Source organism: Phenylobacterium sp. (assembly GCF_035539035.1).
Taxonomy (GTDB): Bacteria; Pseudomonadota; Alphaproteobacteria; order Caulobacterales; family Caulobacteraceae; genus Phenylobacterium.
The window spans coordinates 357,937-375,410 of the sequence record NZ_DATLJI010000015.1; the positions used below are offsets into that span (position 1 = coordinate 357,937).

Consider the following 17,474-nt stretch of genomic DNA (forward strand, 5'->3'; position numbering starts at 1 on the left):
TCCCTTGCGGCGCAAGCGATTGAGGCGTCTGAGGCCCGACCTTCGCCGCGCGGGCGCCCACCGCGAATACCACTCCCGGACAACAAAAGAGGCGCGCCGAAGCGCGCCTCCAGGTTGTTCTCTGGGAAGAACAAAGTCAGTAACCGCACGACAGTGCGCCGGTCTTCTTCCGGCTACAACCCATCCTAGGTTGAATTCTCACCGAGAACAGCAAGGCAAGGTGAGCCATATTTAGTTATCAATGTTCAGTTTGCGTCGCGCACGTTGACGCGTGGTCGAGGCTGCTTCAGCTTGGCTTTGAAGCGCAGGCAATAGCGCTCACTCAGAAGCTGCGGGGAGGCGGCTGACAATGCATCGCAAACTCTACTTCATGGCGTCCAGCGCCCTGCTGGCCGCCGTCTTGGGCACGACTGCGCACGCGCAGACCACCAACACCATCGAAGAGCTCGTGATCACCGCCGAGAAGCGTGAGCAGAGCCTGCAGGACGTGCCGGTCGCCGTCTCCGCCTTCACCTCGGAGAACCGGGACATCATCGGCATCACCAGCGTGGCCGACATCACCAACTTCACGCCGGGGCTGCAGTACTCCAGCCAGACGGACCGGGTGAGCCTGCGCGGCGTTGGCCGGACCAGCAACGTCCACTCGGCCGACGCGTCGGTGTCGGTCTATTCGGACGGCATCTACACCACCTCGACGGTCGAGGCCGGCAAGACGCCGCTGTTCCTGGAGCGGACGGAGATCCTGCGCGGGCCGCAGGCCACCCTCTACGGGCGCAACGCCGTGGCCGGCGCCATCAACCTGGTGTCCAAGCGGCCGACCGACGAGTGGTACGCTGAAGCCCGGGCGCAGTACCAGAACTACAACCACCACCTCCTGGAGTTCGCGGCCTCCGGCCCGACCATGGTCCCGGGGATCACCTTCCGGATCGCGGCCAACTGGGAGAAGCAGACCAAGGGCTGGATCGACAACATCGTCCCGGGCTTTCCGGACGAGGGCAACGTCATCGACACCAACATCGTCGAGGGCCAGCTGAAGTTCGACTTCCACGAGAACTTCGAGGGCTGGGCCAAGCTCACCTGGATCGAGTGGCGCAACGGCGCCGGCGGCCCGGGCGCGCGTGCGACCTGGACGCCGGCCCCCTACCCCACCACCGAGGCCCTGTTCTCGACGGCCATCACGCTGAACCCCGGCTACGGCTGCAACCCGAACACCAGCAATGTGGTGAACCTGTCGCCGCAAGGCTGCGTGAACCCGGCGCTGACCAATCCGCGGAAGATCGCGTCCACCGTGCCCTACGACGTGGACCTGAACGGCACCTACATCTTCGCAAGCGAGTGGACCTACCACTTCGAGGGCTTCGACCTGCGCTACCTGACCGGCGCGGTGAACTACAACTACGCCCTGAACGGGCCGACTCCGGTGGACAACACCGCTCCGATCGTCGCCTACCGCCTGCCGTCGCTGGTGCCCGGCGGCAACCTGACGGTCCGGCCGCGCTACGCCTTCAACTACCAGGAGCGCGAGCAGTGGTGGAGCAACGAGCTCACCCTGGTCTCCACCGGCGACGGGCCGCTCCAGTGGCTGGCCGGCCTCTACCACTGGGACGAGAACTACACCCAGCCGGTCTACACCTACCTGCCCGACGAGCCCCGCGTGCAGGGGCCGTTCGGCGTGCCCGCCCTGCTCTGCGCCCAGCGGCAGGGCGTCTGCCCGCCCAACCCAAGCCAGCGGATCTTCGACACCCAGCCGGAATTCGACATCACCTCGAAGGCCGTCTACGGCCAGATCGACTGGGAATTCATCCCCACCTTCACCCTGACCGTCGGGGCCCGCTACTCGGTGGACAAAAAGGAGGGCGTCGAGCGCGGACGGCTGCTCTGTTACCTGGTCGCCGGCTGCTTCGCGGCTCCGGAGCTGAACGGCGCGGTGCCGGGCGGCATCCCGCCGGTGGACATCACCGAGAACCAGTGGGGGCCGCGGCCCACCCTGCCGCCGGGCGTCTCGGGCCCGACGACCTTCGACCAGGCCACCGGCTTCGCCATCCGGCCGCTCTCCGACACCTGGAAGGAGGCCACCGGCAACATCGGGGTGAAGTGGGAGCCGGACGCCGACACCAACGCCTATGCCCGCTACAGCCACGGCTACAAGCCGGGCGGGTTCCGGATCGGCATCGACGTCGGCTTCTCGCCCAACCCGCGCACCGAGAAGGAGACGGTGGACGCCTTCGAGATCGGGATGAAGAAGACCTTCGGCGGGCGGCTGCAGACCAACCTGGCGGCCTTCTACTACGACTACCAGAACGCCCAGATCCCGCTCAGCGTGATCAACACCTCCGGTTCGGTCGCCGCCTCGGAGGCCATCCTCTACAACGTGCCGAAGGCGACCTCGAAGGGCGTGGAACTGGAGTCGATCTGGCAGCCGGTCGACAACCTCCAGATCCTGTTCAACTACTCCTACCTCGACGCCGAGATCACCGAGGGCACGGCCGTCGACCCAGTCGATCCCGCCGCGCTCAACGCCCGGGCGACGCCGATCACCAACCGCGCCAACTGCCGGGCCATCGTCTACGGCGACACGACGACCACCTGCGCGGCGGACGTCTACACGAGCCCGCGGCCGGTGGTGAACGCCGCCGGCGCGACGACCCAGGTCTCCGCCACGCCGGATCCGAACGGCGGCTTCCAGCGGGTGCAGGACCTGGACGGCAACTCCCTGCCGAATGCGCCCAAGCACAAGGTGGCGGTCAACGCCAACTACACCTGGGACCTGCCGGCCGGCGGGGCGCTGATCGGCTCGGTGAGCTACATCTGGCGCGACGCCCAGTACGGCTCGATCTTCAACCGCGACTACTACAAGTCGCCGTCGTGGGATCAGTGGGACGCCCGCGTCACCTGGCAGGCGCCGGATGACAAGGTGACGGTCATCGCATTCATCAAGAACATCTTCGACGACCTCGGCTACGAGGGCGGCGCGGGCGCGACCCGGCGGGCCGGCAGCATCTACACTCCGCCGGCCGGGGCGCCGATCAGCAACGTGGTGCAGGGCGTGGCGAGCACCTATCCGCTCACCCCGCCGCGCACCTACGGCATCGAGCTGCAGTACCGGTTCTTCTAGGGACGACGAGGGGCGCTCCGCGGCAATCCGCGGAGCGCCCGTTTCGTCAGGCGTGGACCAGGCCCGCGACCCGCTCCAGGCGCTCGGCCCAGGCGCGTTCGAACTCCGCCGTCCAGTCCGCGCCAAGGCTCTCGCGGCAGACGTCGCGGACGATCGGGAAGAAGCGGGCGAAGGCCTCGGGCGCGACCCCGAAAGCGTCGTGGTTCACCCGCTCGGCGGCGATGAAGTTCGCCCCGTAGCTGCCGTCCAGGTCCAGCAGGCACTGGAACGCCACCGCCAGCATCTCGCCCCGCACCGCGCCGAGGGTGTCGCGCACGAACAGGGCCTCGGTCTCAGGGAGTTCGGCGAACAGGCGCGCATAGACGAGCGGCGTCGGGTCGCCCACGCGCTCGGCCAGCAGGTCCAGGGACCGGGAGACGGCGTCGGGGCTCAGAGCGCGCCCTCGATCGCATCGGTGACCTCGCTGTCGAGGGGATCGGTGCGCGGCCCGAAGGCGCGGATCGCCTCGCCATTCTTGCCCACCAGGATCTTGTGGAAGTTCCAGACCGGCACCGCCGGCTCGCCCAGCTGCTGCTCGGCCCAGCGGTAGAACGGGTGCGCGCCGTCGCCCTTCACGTCGACCTTCGCGGTGAGCGGGAAGTCGATCTTGAAGCGGGTCTCGCAGAAGTCCTTGATCTCGGCCTCCGTGCCCGGCTCCTGGCCCGCGAACTGGTTGCAGGGCACGCCGAGCACCACGAGGCCACGGTCCTTGTATTCGGAATAGAGCTGCTCCAGGCCGTCGTACTGCGGCGTCAGCCCGCACTGGGAGGCGGTGTTGACCACCAGCACCACCTTGTCGCGGAAGGTGGTGAGCGGCAGGGGCTGGCCGTCGATGGTGTTGAACGAGAGCTCGTGCGCGCTGGATGTCATGGCTGTCCTCCTGGACGTCTCGCGCCAAGGCTAGCGCCGTTACCCCACGTCTTCCAACGCCTGTTCGACCGCCAGCGCCAGATCGAGCGCCCGGATCGCCTCCTCGGCGGTGACGATCGGCCGGGGCGCCTCGCCCCGCACGGCCTGCAGGAAGCCCTCCACGCTCGCGCCGAGCGGGTCGTTGGCGGCCGGGGTGTCGGCGAAGTCGCGGTTGAGCGCGAAGGGGGTGGTGTTGCGGAACTCGCGGGTCACGAAGTCGATCTCCACCTCGCCGGAGGGGTAGACCACCTTCATGTGCCGCCGCCGCTCGGGCGCCATGCGCGAGACGTCGAAGCGGGCGGTGAAGCCGTCCTCGAAGCTGACCTCGGAGCGGATCACGTCCCAGACGCCGCCCTTCCCCTGCTCGCCCTCGCCCTCTGCGGTTACCGGCTCGGCGGCGGAGATGGAGAGCGCCAGATCCAGGTCATGGATCATCAGGTCGAGCACGGCCGAGACGTCGCGGCTGCGCTCCGACGGCGGGCCGTGGCGCAGAGCCTCCAGGAACAGCGGCTGCTCGGGAACGTCCAGCAGGCCCATGGCGCGGAACACCACCCGCTCCTGGTGGCCGCAGGCGACCACAAGTCCCTTGGCCTGCGCCAGGCTGCGGACCTTCTCGGCGTCGGCGACGGTGACCGCGATCGGCTTCTCCACATAGACGTGCTTGCCGGCCTCGAGCGCGGCGATCGCCTGGCCGGCGTGGTGGCTGGCGGGCGATGCGATGGTCACCACGTCGACGGCGTCGAGGAACTCCGCCATCTCGTGGAAGGCGCGGCCGCCCAGGGGCACGGCCACGCGGGCCGCGCGGTCGGGATGGGGGTCGAGGACCGCGGACAGGACCACGCCATCGAGCCGGGCGTACTGGCGGGCGTGGTAGCCGCCGAAGACGCCGGCCCCGATGACGCCGCCGCGCAGGGACTCAGCCATGGAGACCTCCGGATTGGCGCGAGCGCCTACCAGAGGAGCAGCCTCGACGCCACAGCCCCGTCCGGTCTAAACACTCGTTTGAACCAACGAGAACGAGAGGGACGTCCATGGCCACGGTGCGCGAAGTCCGGCTGAAGAGCCGCCCGGTGGGCAACCCCACCCACGACAATTTCGAGATCGCCGCCGTCGAGCTGAAGGACCCGGGTCCCGGCGAGGTCCAGGTGAAGAACCTCTGGATGACGGTCGATCCCTACATGCGCGGCCGCATGAACGACGTGAAGAGCTACGCCCCGCCCTTCCAGCTGGGCGAGGTCATGACCGGCGGCGCGGTGGGCCAGGTGACCGCCTCCAACGACGCGAACCTGAAGGAAGGCGACCTCGTCCTCTCGCAGCTCGGCTGGCGCGAGGCGTTCACCGCGCCCGCCAACACCCTGCAGAAGCTCGATCCGCGCGGCCTGCCCGTCCAGGCCTTCCTCGGCGCCGCCGGCATGCCGGGGCTGACCGCCTACGCCGGCCTGCTGCGCGTGGCCGCCCTGAAGGAAGGTGACGTGGTGTTCGTCTCCGGCGGCGCGGGCGCGGTGGGCTCCATGGTCGCCCAGATCGCCAAGGCCAAGGGCCACCGGGTGATCGCCTCGGCGGGCGGTCCCGAGAAGGTCGCGTTCCTGAAGTCCATCGGGGTGGACCACGCCATCGACTACAAGGCCGAGAAGGACCTGACGGCGGCGATCCTCGCCGGCGCGCCGGACGGCATCGACGTCTACTTCGACAACGTCGGCGGCGACCACCTGGAGGCGGCGCTTAACGCCGCGCGGCTGTTCGCCCGGTTCGCCATCTGCGGGATGATCTCGATCTACAACGCCACCGAGCCGCAGCCCGGCCCGAGCAACCTGGCCCTGCTGATCGGCAAGAACATCCGCATGGAAGGCTTCATCGTCTCCCACCACTTCGACATGATGCCGAAGTACATCGAGGACCTCTCCGGCTGGGCCCGCGAGGGAAAGGTGACCTGGAAGGAAACCGTCTTCGAAGGGATCGAGAAGGCGCCGGACGCCTTCATGGGCCTCTTCAAGGGGGACAACCTGGGCAAGATGCTGGTGAAGCTCGCGTGAGGTGAACGTCGCGGCCGTTGGCCCGTTCTTCCAGAGGGGTTAGAAGCCACCGTCCCCGCCTAATGGAGCCGCCAACGTGCCGCGCCTTTTCAGCGCCTATGTGATCGTCGACTGGAGCGCCGCCTCCAAGCCGACCACCGGGGCGGATTCCGTCTGGATCGGCGTGCTGAAGCGCGACGTTCGCTTCCGGCTGACGTTCGAGAGCTTCAACCCACCGACCCGGGCGGAGGCCGAGAAGCGTCTCAACCTGATCCTCGACGACTTCAAGAAGCGCTCCGAGCGGGCGCTGGTCGGCTTCGACTTCCCGCTCGGATTCCCGCGTGGATTCGCGGCCGCCCTGAAGCTGCCGGGCGAGCAGCCCTGGCGCGCGTCCTGGGACCAGATCGACAAGATGGCCAAGGACAAGGCCGACAACACGAACAACCGCTTCTCGGTCGGCTCCGAGATCAACCGGCGGCTGACCGGCGGGCCTTTCCCGTTCTGGGGCTGCCCCCCGAAGGACGCCCTGACCACCCTGCAGCCGAAGCGCACCCGCAACCACGGCCCCGACGACCTGCCGGAGTTCCGGCACGCGGACCTGGCGGCCAAGGGCGCGGCCTCGATCTGGAAGCTCTATTACAACGGATCCGTCGGCGGTCAGGCGATCCTCGGCATCCCGGCGGTGCGACGGCTGAAGCTGGCCCGCGGCGAGGCGCTGAAGGCCTGGCCCTTCGAGACCGGCTTCAAGGCGCTGACCGAGGCCGACCTGGCCGGCGTCGACGTGGTGGTGGCCGAGGTCTACCCCTCGCTGCTGAAGGTCCAGCCGGGCCCCGGCGAGGTGAAGGACCTGGCCCAGGTGCGCACGACCGCGGAGCATTTCGCCAAGCTGGACGAGGCCAACAAGCTGGGCGGCCTGTTCGCGGCGCCGAAGGGGACCGCCGCCGAGGTCGTGCTCGAGGCCGAGCGCGAAGAGGGCTGGATCCTCGGCGCCGGCGCCTAGGCGCGGATCGCCTGCAGGGCTGCGCGGAAGCGCCGGGACAGCGGCGCCTCCTCGGCCCCTAGCTCCACCGTGTAGTCGCCCGAGCCGTCGGGCCTGAGGCCCGTCACCCGCGCGGTGTTGACGAGCCACGACCTGTGGGTGCGCACGAAGCCGCGACCGGCCAGCCGGTCGGCCAGGGCCGCGAGCGGGGTGCGCATCAGCGGCCGGCGGCCGTCCGCCAGCAGGAACTCCACGTAGTTGCCCGCCGAGCGCGCGGCGAGCACCTCGGCCAGCGGCGTGCGGATGAGGCGCGCCCCGTCGCGGATGTCGAGGACGTCGTCGGCGCCCGGGCCGCCGTTCGGCGAGGGCGCGCTCAGCCGCCAGCGGAACACCAGCCAGGCGATGAGCCCGCCGAGCGCGAAGGCCGGCACGTCCTTGCTGGCCTCGTACAGGAACTCGGGGATCAGCGGCGCGAACACATAGCGCCGGCCCAGCAGGGGCTCGTAGGCCAGGGTCCGCAACGCCACGAAGCCCGCCACGTGAGCCGCGGGATAGGCCGCGGCGCCGGCGATCCAGGCGAGCGCCGCCTGCCAGGCCGGCGGGCGGCGGCGGACCACCCAGAGCGCCAGGCCCAGCGGCAGCAGGGCCACGACGGAGGTCACGAGCGCGCTCGAGAGCTCGTCGATGAGCGGCCACAGCACGCCATGCTCAGGCAGGTTGTGGACCCGGGTCGTGACGTTGAACACCATGACCATCACGACGATAGCCATGGCGATCAGCCAGACGAACAGCAGCGCCTCGCGCGCCGCGCCGCTCGGCCCTGACCCCGCGCCGCTCGGCCCGACGGCGGCCGCGCCGTCACCGCCCCGCCGCCGCTCGTCACCCGCCGCTTGGGCCGACGCGCGATCATGCTTGGTAGGGGCGTTCCTCGACGCCATCCCGGATCCCACGATGATTTCCCTGCGCTCCGCCCCGGCCGCGACGCTGACGACCTTACTCGCTCTGGCCGCCTGTTCGCCACCCGCCCCGCCTGCGCCTGCGCCGGACGTCGGCTGGGCCCACTTCGGCTCCGACGCCGGCGGCACGCGGTACTCGCCCGCGGCCCAGATCACCCCGGCCAATGTGCGCGGGCTGAAGGTCGCCTGGAGCTATTCGACGGGCGAGATGACCGCCAAGGGCGAGGCCATGGAGCAGGCCTCCTTCGAGGCGACGCCGATCCTGGCGGGCGGCCGGCTCTACCTCTGTTCGCCGTTCAACGCCGTGGCCGCGCTCGACCCCGCGACGGGCAAGGCGCTCTGGCGTTTCGATCCCAGGGTCGCCCCCCACGTGAACTATCCCAACGACTACGTCTGCCGGGGCGTGACCTACTGGCGCGACCCGCAGGCGCCGGCGGATGGGCCCTGCGCGGAGCGGATCTTCACGGCGACCAACGACCGGCGGCTGTTCGCCCTCGACGCGGCGAGCGGCCGCCCCTGCCCCGGCTTCGGCGCCGCTGGCGTCGTGGACGTGGGCGCCGGCGTGAGGCTGGCGAGGCCGGGCGCCATGCAGATCACCTCCCCGCCCGTCGTGGCGCGCGGCGTGGTCGTGGTGGGCTCGTCCATCGACGACAACCAGCGGATCGACGAGGTGCGCGGGACCGTCCGCGCCTACGACCCGCGCACCGGCGCGCCACGCTGGACCTTCGACCCCCTGGCCGCGGCCGAGGCGGGCGTGAAGGCCGGCGCGGCCAACGTCTGGGCGCCCATGTCGGTGGACGAGGCGCGCGGGCTGGTCTTCCTGCCCACCTCCAGCCCCAGCCCCGATTTCTGGGGCGGCGCGCGGCTGGGGGACGAGGGCCACGCCAATTCGGTGGTGGCGCTGGACGCGGAAACCGGCCGGCCGGCGTGGAGCTTCGCCACCGTGCATCACGACGTCTGGGACTACGACGTGCCCGCCCAGCCGACGCTCGCCGACGTGGCCTACGGCGGCCGCACGACGCCCGCGGTCATCCAGCCGACCAAGCAGGGCCTGATCTTCACCCTGGCGCGCCATGACGGTCGCCCGGTCATCCCGGTGGAGGAGCGGAAGGTCCCGCAAGGGGCCGCGCCCGGCGAGCGGCTGTCGCCGACCCAGCCCTTCCCCGTCGCGCCCCGGCCCCTGACGCCGATCCGGGTGTCGGCGGAGGACGCCTATGGCCTGACACCCTGGGACCGTGGGGCCTGCCGCCGGCTGATCGCCGGCGCGCGCAACGAGGGGATCTACACGCCGCCGTCGACGCAGGGGACGATCCTGCACCCGTTCACCGGCGGCGGAGTGAACTGGGGCGGCCTGGCCTTCGATCCCGGCCGGCAGGTGGCGTTCGTGAACACCTCCAGCCTGCTGCACCGGGTCACCCTGATCCCGGCCGACCGGGTGAAGGCCGAGCGGGCGGCCAATCCGGGGGTGGAGATCTCCGCCCAGGCCGGGGCTCCCTACGGCATGCGCCGCGAAGTGCTGCTCTCGCCGCTGGGGCTGCCCTGCAACAAGCCGCCGTGGGGCCGGCTGCACGCGGTGGACATGCGGACAGGCCAGGTGCTCTGGGAGGTCCCGCTCGGCACCACCCGCGACCTCGCGCCGGGCAGCCAGCTGCTGCTGGGGACCATCGGCGTGCCGAGCTTCGGCGGGCCCATGGCCACCGGCTCCGGCCTCGTCTTCATCGGGGCGGCGGTGGACAACTATCTGCGGGCCTTCGACGGGCGCACGGGCAAGGAGCTGTGGAAGGGCCGGCTGCCGGCTGGCGGCCAGGCCACGCCCATGACCTATGTGTGGAAGGGCCGCCAGTACGTGGTCATCGCCGCTGGCGGGCATGCGAAGTCGGACACCAAGCGCGGCGACACGCTCGTGGCGTTCGCCCTGCCTACAAGGGGCGGCGGCTGAGCAGCCAGAAGCGGCCGAGCAGCAGGACGGCCGAGATGACGCTGGCGATGACCACGGCCCAGACGATGCCGATCAGGTGCAGCCCCATGGGTATCGCCAGCACATAGGCCAGCGGCATCATGATCACGATGTAGCTGGCCAGGTGGGTGAAGGTGGGCAGCCAGACGTCGCCGCGGGCGCGCAGGGCCTGGGCCGCCACCACCTGCAGGGAGTCGGGCAGGAACATCAGGCAGGCGAGCGCCAGCGCCGGCGCCGCCATGGCGATGGTCGCCGCATCGCGCGTGTAGCCGCTGGAGATGAGACCCGCGGTGGGCCAGATGGCCAGGGTGACTAGGACGCCGAAGACGGCGGTGACGCCGAACACCACGACACCGGCGCGGTTCACGCCCACCGGATCGCGCGCGCCATAGGCGGTGCCAACCAGCACCGCCCCGCCTGTGGCCAGGCCCAGCGGCACCATGAAGACGATGGCCGCCACGTTCAGCACGATCGCCCAGGCCGCCACGGCCAAGCCGCCCAGCCAGCCGGCGATGACGTTCATGCTGGCGAAGGAGGCGACCTCGAAGAAGTTGGATGCGCCCGCGCCGTAGCCGATGCGCCGCTGCTCGGCCTCGGCCGCCCGGTCGCGCGGCGGCTTGGCGAAGACCCCGAGCGCGCGGGCCTCCGGCATCAGGGCGATGTAGCCCAGCATGGCCACGGCCAGGAACAGCCGCGCCCCGGTGGTCGCCCAGGCCGCGCCGACGGCGCCCATGGCAGGGATGTCCCAGGGCCCCGGCACCAGCAGCAGCACGAGGCCGAGGTTGACCACATTGGCCGCCCACATGGCCCAGGCGCCGGGCCCGGGCCGCGAGAGGCCCTCCAGCCAGAAGCTGGCGGTGACGCTGAGCGCATAGCCGGGCAGCGACAGCGAGAAGACCAGCAGGGCGCGACTGGCGCCGTCCGCCAGATCCTTCTCCAGGCCGATCACGTGCAGGAACGGGGGACCGATGATCGCAAGGCCCACGGTCGAGGCCACGCCGATCAGCAGGCTGTAGGTGAGGCCCCGCCGCAGCACCGCCCCGGTCTCGTGGCGGCGGCCCTCGCCGATGGCGCGGGCGGTCATCACCTGCACACCGATGAGCAGGCCGATGGCCATGGTCAGCACCACGCTGGTCGGGGCCCAGGCGAGCGCGTGGTAGCCCAGCTCCTTCGCCGAATAGCGGCCGACGACCACGGCGTCCGTGAGGCCCATGGTCATGATGCCCAGGCGCGACATCACCACCGGCCCGGACAGCTTCAGCAGCCGGGGCAGTTCGTCGCGAACGGGAGAGAGGCGCCCTCCCGCGAGCGAGGACGCCTGGGCCGCGGAGGGCTCCATGGGACACCTGGGATTTCAAAGAAGCTGCCGAAACTGACCGCCGCGCCTGAAAAGGCAAGCGGAGCTTCGCCCGTGTTAACCTTCGCCGTGCGGGCGTGGCCGGGAAGGCACAGGCCCAGGCGCTGGACTGCCGCCACGGCAGTCGCGGCGCACTCGCTTCTCCTGCCGCCACGGGGATGCCGGATGACGCTCGACGAGACCGCCGCCACGACGCCCGACCCGCCGGTCCGCGAGGTCGTCCCGGCCCACCGCTTCGACGAGGCTCGGCTGCGCGGCTGGCTGCGCGAGCGGCTGCCCGAAGTCGGTGAGCGGCTGCAGGTGCAGCAGTTCCAGGGCGGCGCCTCGAACCCGACCTTCCTGCTCACCAGCGGCGAGGGCCGCCGCTACGTCCTGCGCAAGAAGCCGCCGGGCCAGCTCCTCGCCAGCGCCCACCAGGTGGAGCGCGAATACCGGGTGATGAAGGCCCTGGAGGGTCAGATTCCGGTCCCGCGGATGCGTGCGCTCTGCGAGGACGCCGAGGTGATCGGGACGCCGTTCTACGTCATGGACTACCTGGCCGGCCGTATCTTCCGCGACGCCGCCCTCCCCGGCCTCGCCCCTGCCGAGCGCGCCGCCATCTACGACGACCTGAACGCCACCCTGGCCCGGCTGCACCAGGTGGACTTCCAAGCGGTGGGCCTCGGAGACTTCGGCCGGCCGGGCAACTACTTCGAGCGTCAGGTGGCCCGCTGGACCCGCCAATATCGCGACGCCGCCACCGAGACGATCCCGGCCATGGACGCCCTGATCGAGGAGCTGCCGGCGCGCATCCCGAAGGACCAGTCGGTCTCCATCGCCCACGGCGACTACCGTCTGGAGAACGTGATGTTCCATCCCACGGAGCCGCGGATCATCGCCGTTCTGGACTGGGAGCTCTCCACCATCGGCCACCCGCTGGCCGACATCGCCTACAACGCCTTCCTGTGGCGCTCGCACGGGGCGTCCTGGGGCAGCCTGGACGGGGTGGATTTCGCCACGAGCGGCATCCCCACCGAGGCCGAATACGTCGCCGCCTACTGCCGCCGAACGGGACGCGGGGAGATCGAGGACTGGCCGTTCCTGATGGCCTTTTCGATCTTCCGCCTGGCCTCGATCTCGCAGGGCGTCTACGCCCGCACCCTCGCCGGTGTGCTGGCCAGCGAGCGCGAGGCGGTCAACGGCTGCCCGGCGCTCGCCGAGCAGGCGCTGGCGATCCTCCACGGACAGGAATAGCGCGATGCAGCTTGGACTGGACGGCAAGGTGATCTTCGTGGCTGGGGCGAGCCGCGGCATCGGCCTGGGAATCGTCGAGGCCTGCCTGGCCGAGGGCGCGCGGCTGGTGATCACCGCCCGGGGCGCCGAGGCGCTGGAGGCGACGCGGGCGCGGCTGGCAGGCGACCACGGCGACGACCGGCTGCTCGCCATCGCAGGCGACATGCGCCAGACCCAGGTCATCGAGGACGCCGTCGCGCGCGCCGAGGATTCCTTCGGCCCGATCTTCGGCGCCGTGGCCAACGTCGGCCTGCACCCCTGCCCGCCCGGGCTGGAGGTGGACGACGAGACCTGGGACGCGGGCTTCACCCAGAACCTGGATTCCGCCTGGCGGCTCTCGCGCGCGGCGCTGCGACGGATGACGCCCAGGGGCGAGGGCTCGGTCCTGCTGATCAGCTCGATCGCGGGCCTGGGCGCGCTGGGGACACCGCTGACCTACGGCACGGCCAAGGCGGGCGTGAACCACCTGACCAAGGAGCTGGCGCGGATCGCCGGCCCCAGCAACGTCCGGGTCAACGCCATCGCGCCCGGCAACATCATCTTCCCGGGCGGCGAGTGGGAGGAGCGCTCGCAAGGTCCCCGCGGGGAGGCCTGGACCCGCTGGATCAACCGCGAGGTCCCGCTCAGGCGGTTCGGCCGGCCGGAGGAGATCGGCGCGGTCGCGGCCTTCCTGCTGAGCCCGCTGTCGAGCTTCATGACCGGGGCTATCGTGCCGGTGGACGGCGGCCAGACGCGCTAGGCGAGCTTTCAGGCTGGAGCTTGGCTGCTCCTCGTCCGTCAGCCACCGGAGCGATCGACGCCTAGCCGCCGGCGACGGCCCGGCGCTGCTCGTCGACGCGGTCTTCCTTCAGCTTCTCGGCCACCAGGAAGGCCAGTTCCAGCGCCTGCTCGCCGTTCAGGCGCGGGTCGCAGTGCGTGTGGTAGCGGTCCGCCAGGTCTGTCTCGGCCAGCGCGCGGGCGCCGCCCAGGCACTCGGTGACGTTCTGGCCGGTCATCTCCAGGTGGACGCCGCCCGGGTGCACGCCCTCGGCCCGGCAGATCTCCACGAAGCTCTTCACCTCGGAGAGGATGCGGTCGAACGGCCGGGTCTTGTAGCCGTTGGCGGCGGTGAGCGTATTGCCGTGCATCGGGTCGATCGCCCAGACCACGCTGCGGCCGGCCGCCTTGGTGGCGCGCAGCAGGCGGGGCAGCCGGTCCTCGATCTTGTCGGAGCCGAAACGTCCGTAGAGGGTGAGCCGGCCCGGCTCGTTCTGCGGGTTCAGCACGTCGGCCAGGCGCAGGAGGTCGTCGCCCTCCATGGTCGGGCCGCACTTCACGCCGATCGGGTTCTTGATGCCGCGGAAGAACTCCACGTGAGCGCCGTCCAGCTCGCGGGTGCGCTCGCCGATCCACACCAGGTGGGCCGAGGTGTCGTACCACTGGCCCGAGGTGCTATCGACGCGGGTCATCGCCTCCTCGTAGCCCAGCAGCAGGGCCTCGTGGCTGGTGAAGAACTCCACCTGATGCAGGCTGGCGTGGCTCTCCGGCGTGACGCCGATGGCCTGCATGAAGGCCAGGCTGTCGCTGATCTTGTCGGCCAGCTCACGGTAGCGGGCGCCCTGCGGGCTGTCGGAGACGAAGCCCAGGGTCCAGCGGTGGATGTTGTGCAGGTCGGCGTAGCCGCCGCCGGCGAAGGCGCGCAGCAGGTTCAGGGTCGCCGCCGACTGGGAGTAGGCCTGGATCAGGCGCTGCGGATCGGGCGTCCGCCCCTCCGGCGTGAACTCCATCGCATTGATGTTGTCGCCCCGATAGGACGGCAAGGTGACGCCGTTCTGGGTCTCGATGGGCGCCGAGCGCGGTTTGGCGAACTGGCCCGCCATCCGGCCGACCTTCACCACGGGCTTGCCGCCGGCGAAGGTCAGCACCACCGCCATCTGCAGGATCAGGCGGAAGGTGTCGCGGATGTTGTCGGCGTGGAACTCCTTGAAGCTCTCGGCGCAGTCACCGCCCTGCAGCAGGAAGGCGCGGCCTTCCGAGACGTCGGCCAGCAGGCTCTTCAGCCGGCGCGCCTCGCCGGCGAACACCAGCGGCGGCATGCCCCGGAGCGTCTGCTCGACCTTCGCGACCTCGGCGAGGTCGGGATAGTCCGTCGGCATGTGCTTGGCCGGCTTCGATCTCCAGGAGGCGGGCGTCCAGTGTTCGGTCATGACTTCGTACTTGAGCGATATCGCTCCCCCCGAGGGAGCGGAAGGGGCGGGTTCTACCCTTAAATAGGGTCTCGGGTCGATGGGCGAAGGACGTTTTGCCCTTTTATCGCACCGGCCAGCGCGACGCAGAGCGCGGCGGCCGCCAGCCACCACTCCTGCCAGACGCCGAAGTTCACCGCGCCGAACAGCAGGTAGATCATGGCCGAGGCCGCCGCGGCGGCGGCGATCAGGTCCGGCTTGTCGCGGGTCAGCCGGCTGAGCGCCAGCCACCAGACCGCCGCAGCCAGCAGCGCGCCCGCCGCACCGAGTTCCAGCCACACCTGCAGGGGACTGTTGTGCGGGTGGAGCACAATGCCCGGTCCGAACGCGCGGCTGGCCTCCAGTCCCCAACCGCGCAGGGGGTGGTCGCCGATCCAGTCGGCGGCGTGGCTCCAGTAGCCCAGCCGCATGGCCCAGGAGAGCGGCAGGCCGGGCGCGATCGAAAGCGCCTGGGCCGCCGCCCGGCCGGCCAGGACCACGGCCGGCATGACGATGAACAGCACCGCCGCCAGGCTGCCCAGCGCCCGGGGCGCGTCGGCCGGCCAGCGCAGCACGGCGAGGCCCACGACGGCGGCCAGGGCCACGGCTATGGCCGGGGCGTCGGCGTTGAAGGCGATGGCGCCCACGACCGTGCCGACCGCCATGGGGGCGGCGAGCCAGCCCGGGGCGCCGCCCCGCATCGCCCCGACGGTCGCCAGCGGCCACAGGAGCGCCAGCACGAAGGTCGCCCGGCCGAGGTTCCGGCCGGCGAGGTCCGGCCGGATCGGCTCGATGAAGCGGCCGTGCAGGGCCTGGTAGATGGCGCCGCCGGTGACGGCCTCGAAGATCAGCATAAGGCCGAGCGCGGCCAGGCCCCAGGCAAGGATCTGCAGAGCCAGGTTACGCAAGCCGGGGCTCGCCCGCCGTGCGCCGCAGATGGCGCTCCAGTAGAGGGGGAGTTGCAGGCCGAGCTTGAGGGCCGTGGAGTCTTCCGGATTCTTCGGGACGTGCGGGCTCCAGGTCGAGGAGACCGCGGCCCAGGCGAGCGCGACCAGCAGCACGATGAGCACCGGCCGGTCGTCCCGGCTCAGGCGGAGCGCCGGCAGCATCAGCAGGCCCGCGAGCGCCATCAGGGGCGCGAAGCCGAGCTGGGCCAGCCAGGCGAGCAGCGGGACGAGCACGGCCACGCCGACCAGCACCCAGCCGCACCACCTCTCCAGCCTGCCCCCCTCGCCCACAGCCGGACCCCGGGGGCTCCGTGCGGAGCCCCGAAGCCCGATCATGCGGCCTGGCCCAGGCCCGGCGGCACGTACTTCTCACGCAGGGTGACCAGTTCCTCGGCCAGCGTCGGGTGGACGGCGCAGGTGGCGTCCCACTGGGCCTTGGTCGAGCCCATCTTCATGGCGATGGCGGCCATCTGGATCATTTCCGGGCCGTCGGGGCCCACGATGTGACAACCCACAACGCGGTCGGTGGCGGCGTCCACCACCAGCTTCATCAGACAGCGCTCGTCGGCGCCGGTGAAGGCGTACTTCATCGGCCGGAAGCGGGTCAGGTAGATGTCCACCTTGCCGTACTTGTGCCGGGCGTCGGCCTCCGACAGGCCCACCGAGCCGATCGGCGGCTGGGAGAAGACGGCGGACGCCACCATCTCGTGGTCGAAGGTCGTGGGCCGGCCGTAGAACTCCGTATCGGCGAAGGCGTGACCCTCGCGGATCGCCACCGGCGTCAGGTTGATCCGGTCGGTGACGTCGCCGACGGCCCAGATCGAATCCACATTGGTCTTCGAGTACGCGTCGACCACGACGGCGCCGTTGTCGGAGAGCTTCACGCCGGCGTTCTCGAGGCCGAGGCCCTGCGTGTATGGCTCGCGGCCGAGGGCGAACATGACCACCTCGCTCTCGCAGTGGTGGCCGTTGGTGAACTGGCTGACGAAGCGGCCCTCGCCCAGCTTCTCGATGGACCTGTGCTGGGCGCCCAGGATCACCTTGATCCCGCGCTTCTCCATCTCCTCGGCCACGTGGGCGCGGACGTCGTCGTCGAAGCCGCGCAGCAGGTTGGGCCCGCGGTGGACGATGGTGGTGTCCACCCCCAGGCCGTTGAAGATGCCGGCGAACTCGATGGCGATGTAGCCGCCGCCGGCGATGACGATGCTCCTGGGCAGGGTCGGCAGGTGGAAGGCCTCGTTGGAGGTGATGGCGTGCTCCACCCCCGGCAGGTCCTTTGGCATCCAGGGCCGGCCGCCCGTGGCGATCAGGATGCGCTCGGCGGTGGCGCGGCCCTTCTCGGGGCTCTCGACGGTGTGGGCGTCGACGACCGTCACCCGGCTGTGGACCAGCTCGGCGCCGGCGTTCTGCAGGTTGCGGACGTAGATGCCGGAGAGCCGGGCGATCTCCTTGTCCTTCTCGGCGATGAAGGCCGGCCAGTCGAAGCGCGCGCCCTCCACCGTCCAGCCGTAGCCCTCGGCCGTCTTGAAGTGGTGGGCGAACTCCGAGGCGTAGACCATGAACTTCTTGGGCACGCAGCCGCGGATCACGCAGGTGCCGCCGACGCGGTGCTCCTCGGCCACCGCCACCTTGGCGCCGGACAGGGCCGCGAGCCGGGCGGCGCGCACGCCGCCGGATCCGGCCCCGATCACGAAGAGGTCGTAGTCGTATTTCGCCAAGGGGCGCTC

At 70.7% G+C, this 17,474-nt stretch carries 14 protein-coding genes; 6 read left to right on the forward strand and 8 right to left on the reverse strand.

Annotated features, from left to right (window positions below; translation table 11 throughout):
* Positions 1-349 precede the first annotated feature (349 nt).
* The gene (locus VM685_RS13735; protein WP_325460723.1) at positions 350-3,115 is read left to right on the forward strand and encodes a TonB-dependent receptor; all 2,766 of its coding nucleotides are present in this window, start codon (positions 350-352) and stop codon (positions 3,113-3,115) included.
* A 46-nt stretch (positions 3,116-3,161) separates the two neighbouring features.
* Here the strand turns inward: VM685_RS13735 and VM685_RS13740 are convergent, their stop codons facing one another.
* From VM685_RS13740 to VM685_RS13750, 3 genes are read right to left on the reverse strand one after another with little or no spacing between them, the layout of a single operon-like run.
* Complete coding sequence (locus VM685_RS13740) at positions 3,162-3,500, reverse strand: globin (protein ID WP_325460724.1); 339 nt, start codon at positions 3,498-3,500, stop codon at positions 3,162-3,164.
* Between the two features lie 44 nt (positions 3,501-3,544).
* The gene (locus VM685_RS13745) at positions 3,545-4,024 is read right to left on the reverse strand and encodes a glutathione peroxidase (RefSeq protein ID WP_325460725.1); all 480 of its coding nucleotides are present in this window, start codon (positions 4,022-4,024) and stop codon (positions 3,545-3,547) included.
* A gap of 39 nt (positions 4,025-4,063) precedes the next feature.
* Entirely contained in the window at positions 4,064-4,987 is a 924-nt protein-coding gene (locus VM685_RS13750; protein WP_325460726.1) for a Gfo/Idh/MocA family oxidoreductase, read from the reverse strand.
* A gap of 107 nt (positions 4,988-5,094) precedes the next feature.
* Here VM685_RS13750 and VM685_RS13755 point away from each other — a divergent pair, with 107 nt between their 5' ends.
* Together VM685_RS13755 and VM685_RS13760 are read left to right on the forward strand one after the other, a co-directional pair.
* On the forward strand, positions 5,095-6,096 hold the full coding sequence (locus VM685_RS13755) for an NADP-dependent oxidoreductase (RefSeq protein ID WP_325460727.1): 1,002 nt from the start codon (positions 5,095-5,097) through the stop codon (positions 6,094-6,096).
* A 76-nt stretch (positions 6,097-6,172) separates the two neighbouring features.
* Positions 6,173-7,075 carry a cobalamin biosynthesis protein CbiG gene (locus tag VM685_RS13760; protein WP_325460728.1) on the forward strand — a complete coding sequence of 301 codons (903 nt, stop codon included), beginning with the start codon at positions 6,173-6,175 and terminating at the stop codon, positions 7,073-7,075.
* Here VM685_RS13760 and VM685_RS13765 read toward each other — a convergent pair.
* Positions 7,072-7,992 carry a LytTR family DNA-binding domain-containing protein gene (locus VM685_RS13765; RefSeq protein WP_325460729.1) on the reverse strand — a complete coding sequence of 307 codons (921 nt, stop codon included), beginning with the start codon at positions 7,990-7,992 and terminating at the stop codon, positions 7,072-7,074. The two genes, VM685_RS13760 and VM685_RS13765, sit on opposite strands and share 4 nt — an antisense overlap.
* 13 nt (positions 7,993-8,005) lie before the next feature.
* Here VM685_RS13765 and VM685_RS13770 point away from each other — a divergent pair, with 13 nt between their 5' ends.
* A complete protein-coding gene (locus VM685_RS13770; RefSeq protein WP_325460730.1) occupies positions 8,006-9,949 on the forward strand; it encodes a pyrroloquinoline quinone-dependent dehydrogenase in 1,944 nt (647 codons plus the stop codon).
* On the opposite strand, the gene VM685_RS13775 is transcribed toward VM685_RS13770, so the two are convergent.
* Positions 9,930-11,306: an MATE family efflux transporter gene (locus tag VM685_RS13775; protein WP_325460731.1), complete on the reverse strand. Its 1,377-nt coding sequence runs from the start codon at positions 11,304-11,306 to the stop codon at positions 9,930-9,932. The two genes, VM685_RS13770 and VM685_RS13775, sit on opposite strands and share 20 nt — an antisense overlap.
* A 183-nt stretch (positions 11,307-11,489) precedes the next feature.
* On the opposite strand from VM685_RS13775, the gene VM685_RS13780 reads away from it, so the two are divergent.
* A complete protein-coding gene (locus tag VM685_RS13780) occupies positions 11,490-12,557 on the forward strand; it encodes a phosphotransferase family protein (protein WP_325460732.1) in 1,068 nt (355 codons plus the stop codon).
* 4 nt (positions 12,558-12,561) lie between these two features.
* Positions 12,562-13,335 carry an SDR family NAD(P)-dependent oxidoreductase gene (locus VM685_RS13785; protein WP_325460733.1) on the forward strand — a complete coding sequence of 258 codons (774 nt, stop codon included), beginning with the start codon at positions 12,562-12,564 and terminating at the stop codon, positions 13,333-13,335.
* 61 nt (positions 13,336-13,396) lie between these two features.
* Here VM685_RS13785 and VM685_RS13790 read toward each other — a convergent pair whose 3' ends face one another.
* The 3 genes from VM685_RS13790 to gor are packed head-to-tail and all read right to left on the reverse strand — an operon-like array spanning position 13,397 to position 17,465.
* A complete protein-coding gene (locus tag VM685_RS13790; RefSeq protein WP_325460734.1) occupies positions 13,397-14,782 on the reverse strand; it encodes a class II 3-deoxy-7-phosphoheptulonate synthase in 1,386 nt (461 codons plus the stop codon).
* 59 nt (positions 14,783-14,841) lie between these two features.
* Positions 14,842-16,038, reverse strand: coding sequence for an O-antigen ligase family protein (locus VM685_RS13795; protein ID WP_325460735.1), 1,197 nt, complete (start codon positions 16,036-16,038; stop codon positions 14,842-14,844).
* A 41-nt stretch (positions 16,039-16,079) separates the two neighbouring features.
* Entirely contained in the window at positions 16,080-17,465 is a 1,386-nt protein-coding gene (gene gor, locus VM685_RS13800; RefSeq protein ID WP_325460736.1) for a glutathione-disulfide reductase, read from the reverse strand.
* Positions 17,466-17,474: the final 9 nt, after the last annotated feature.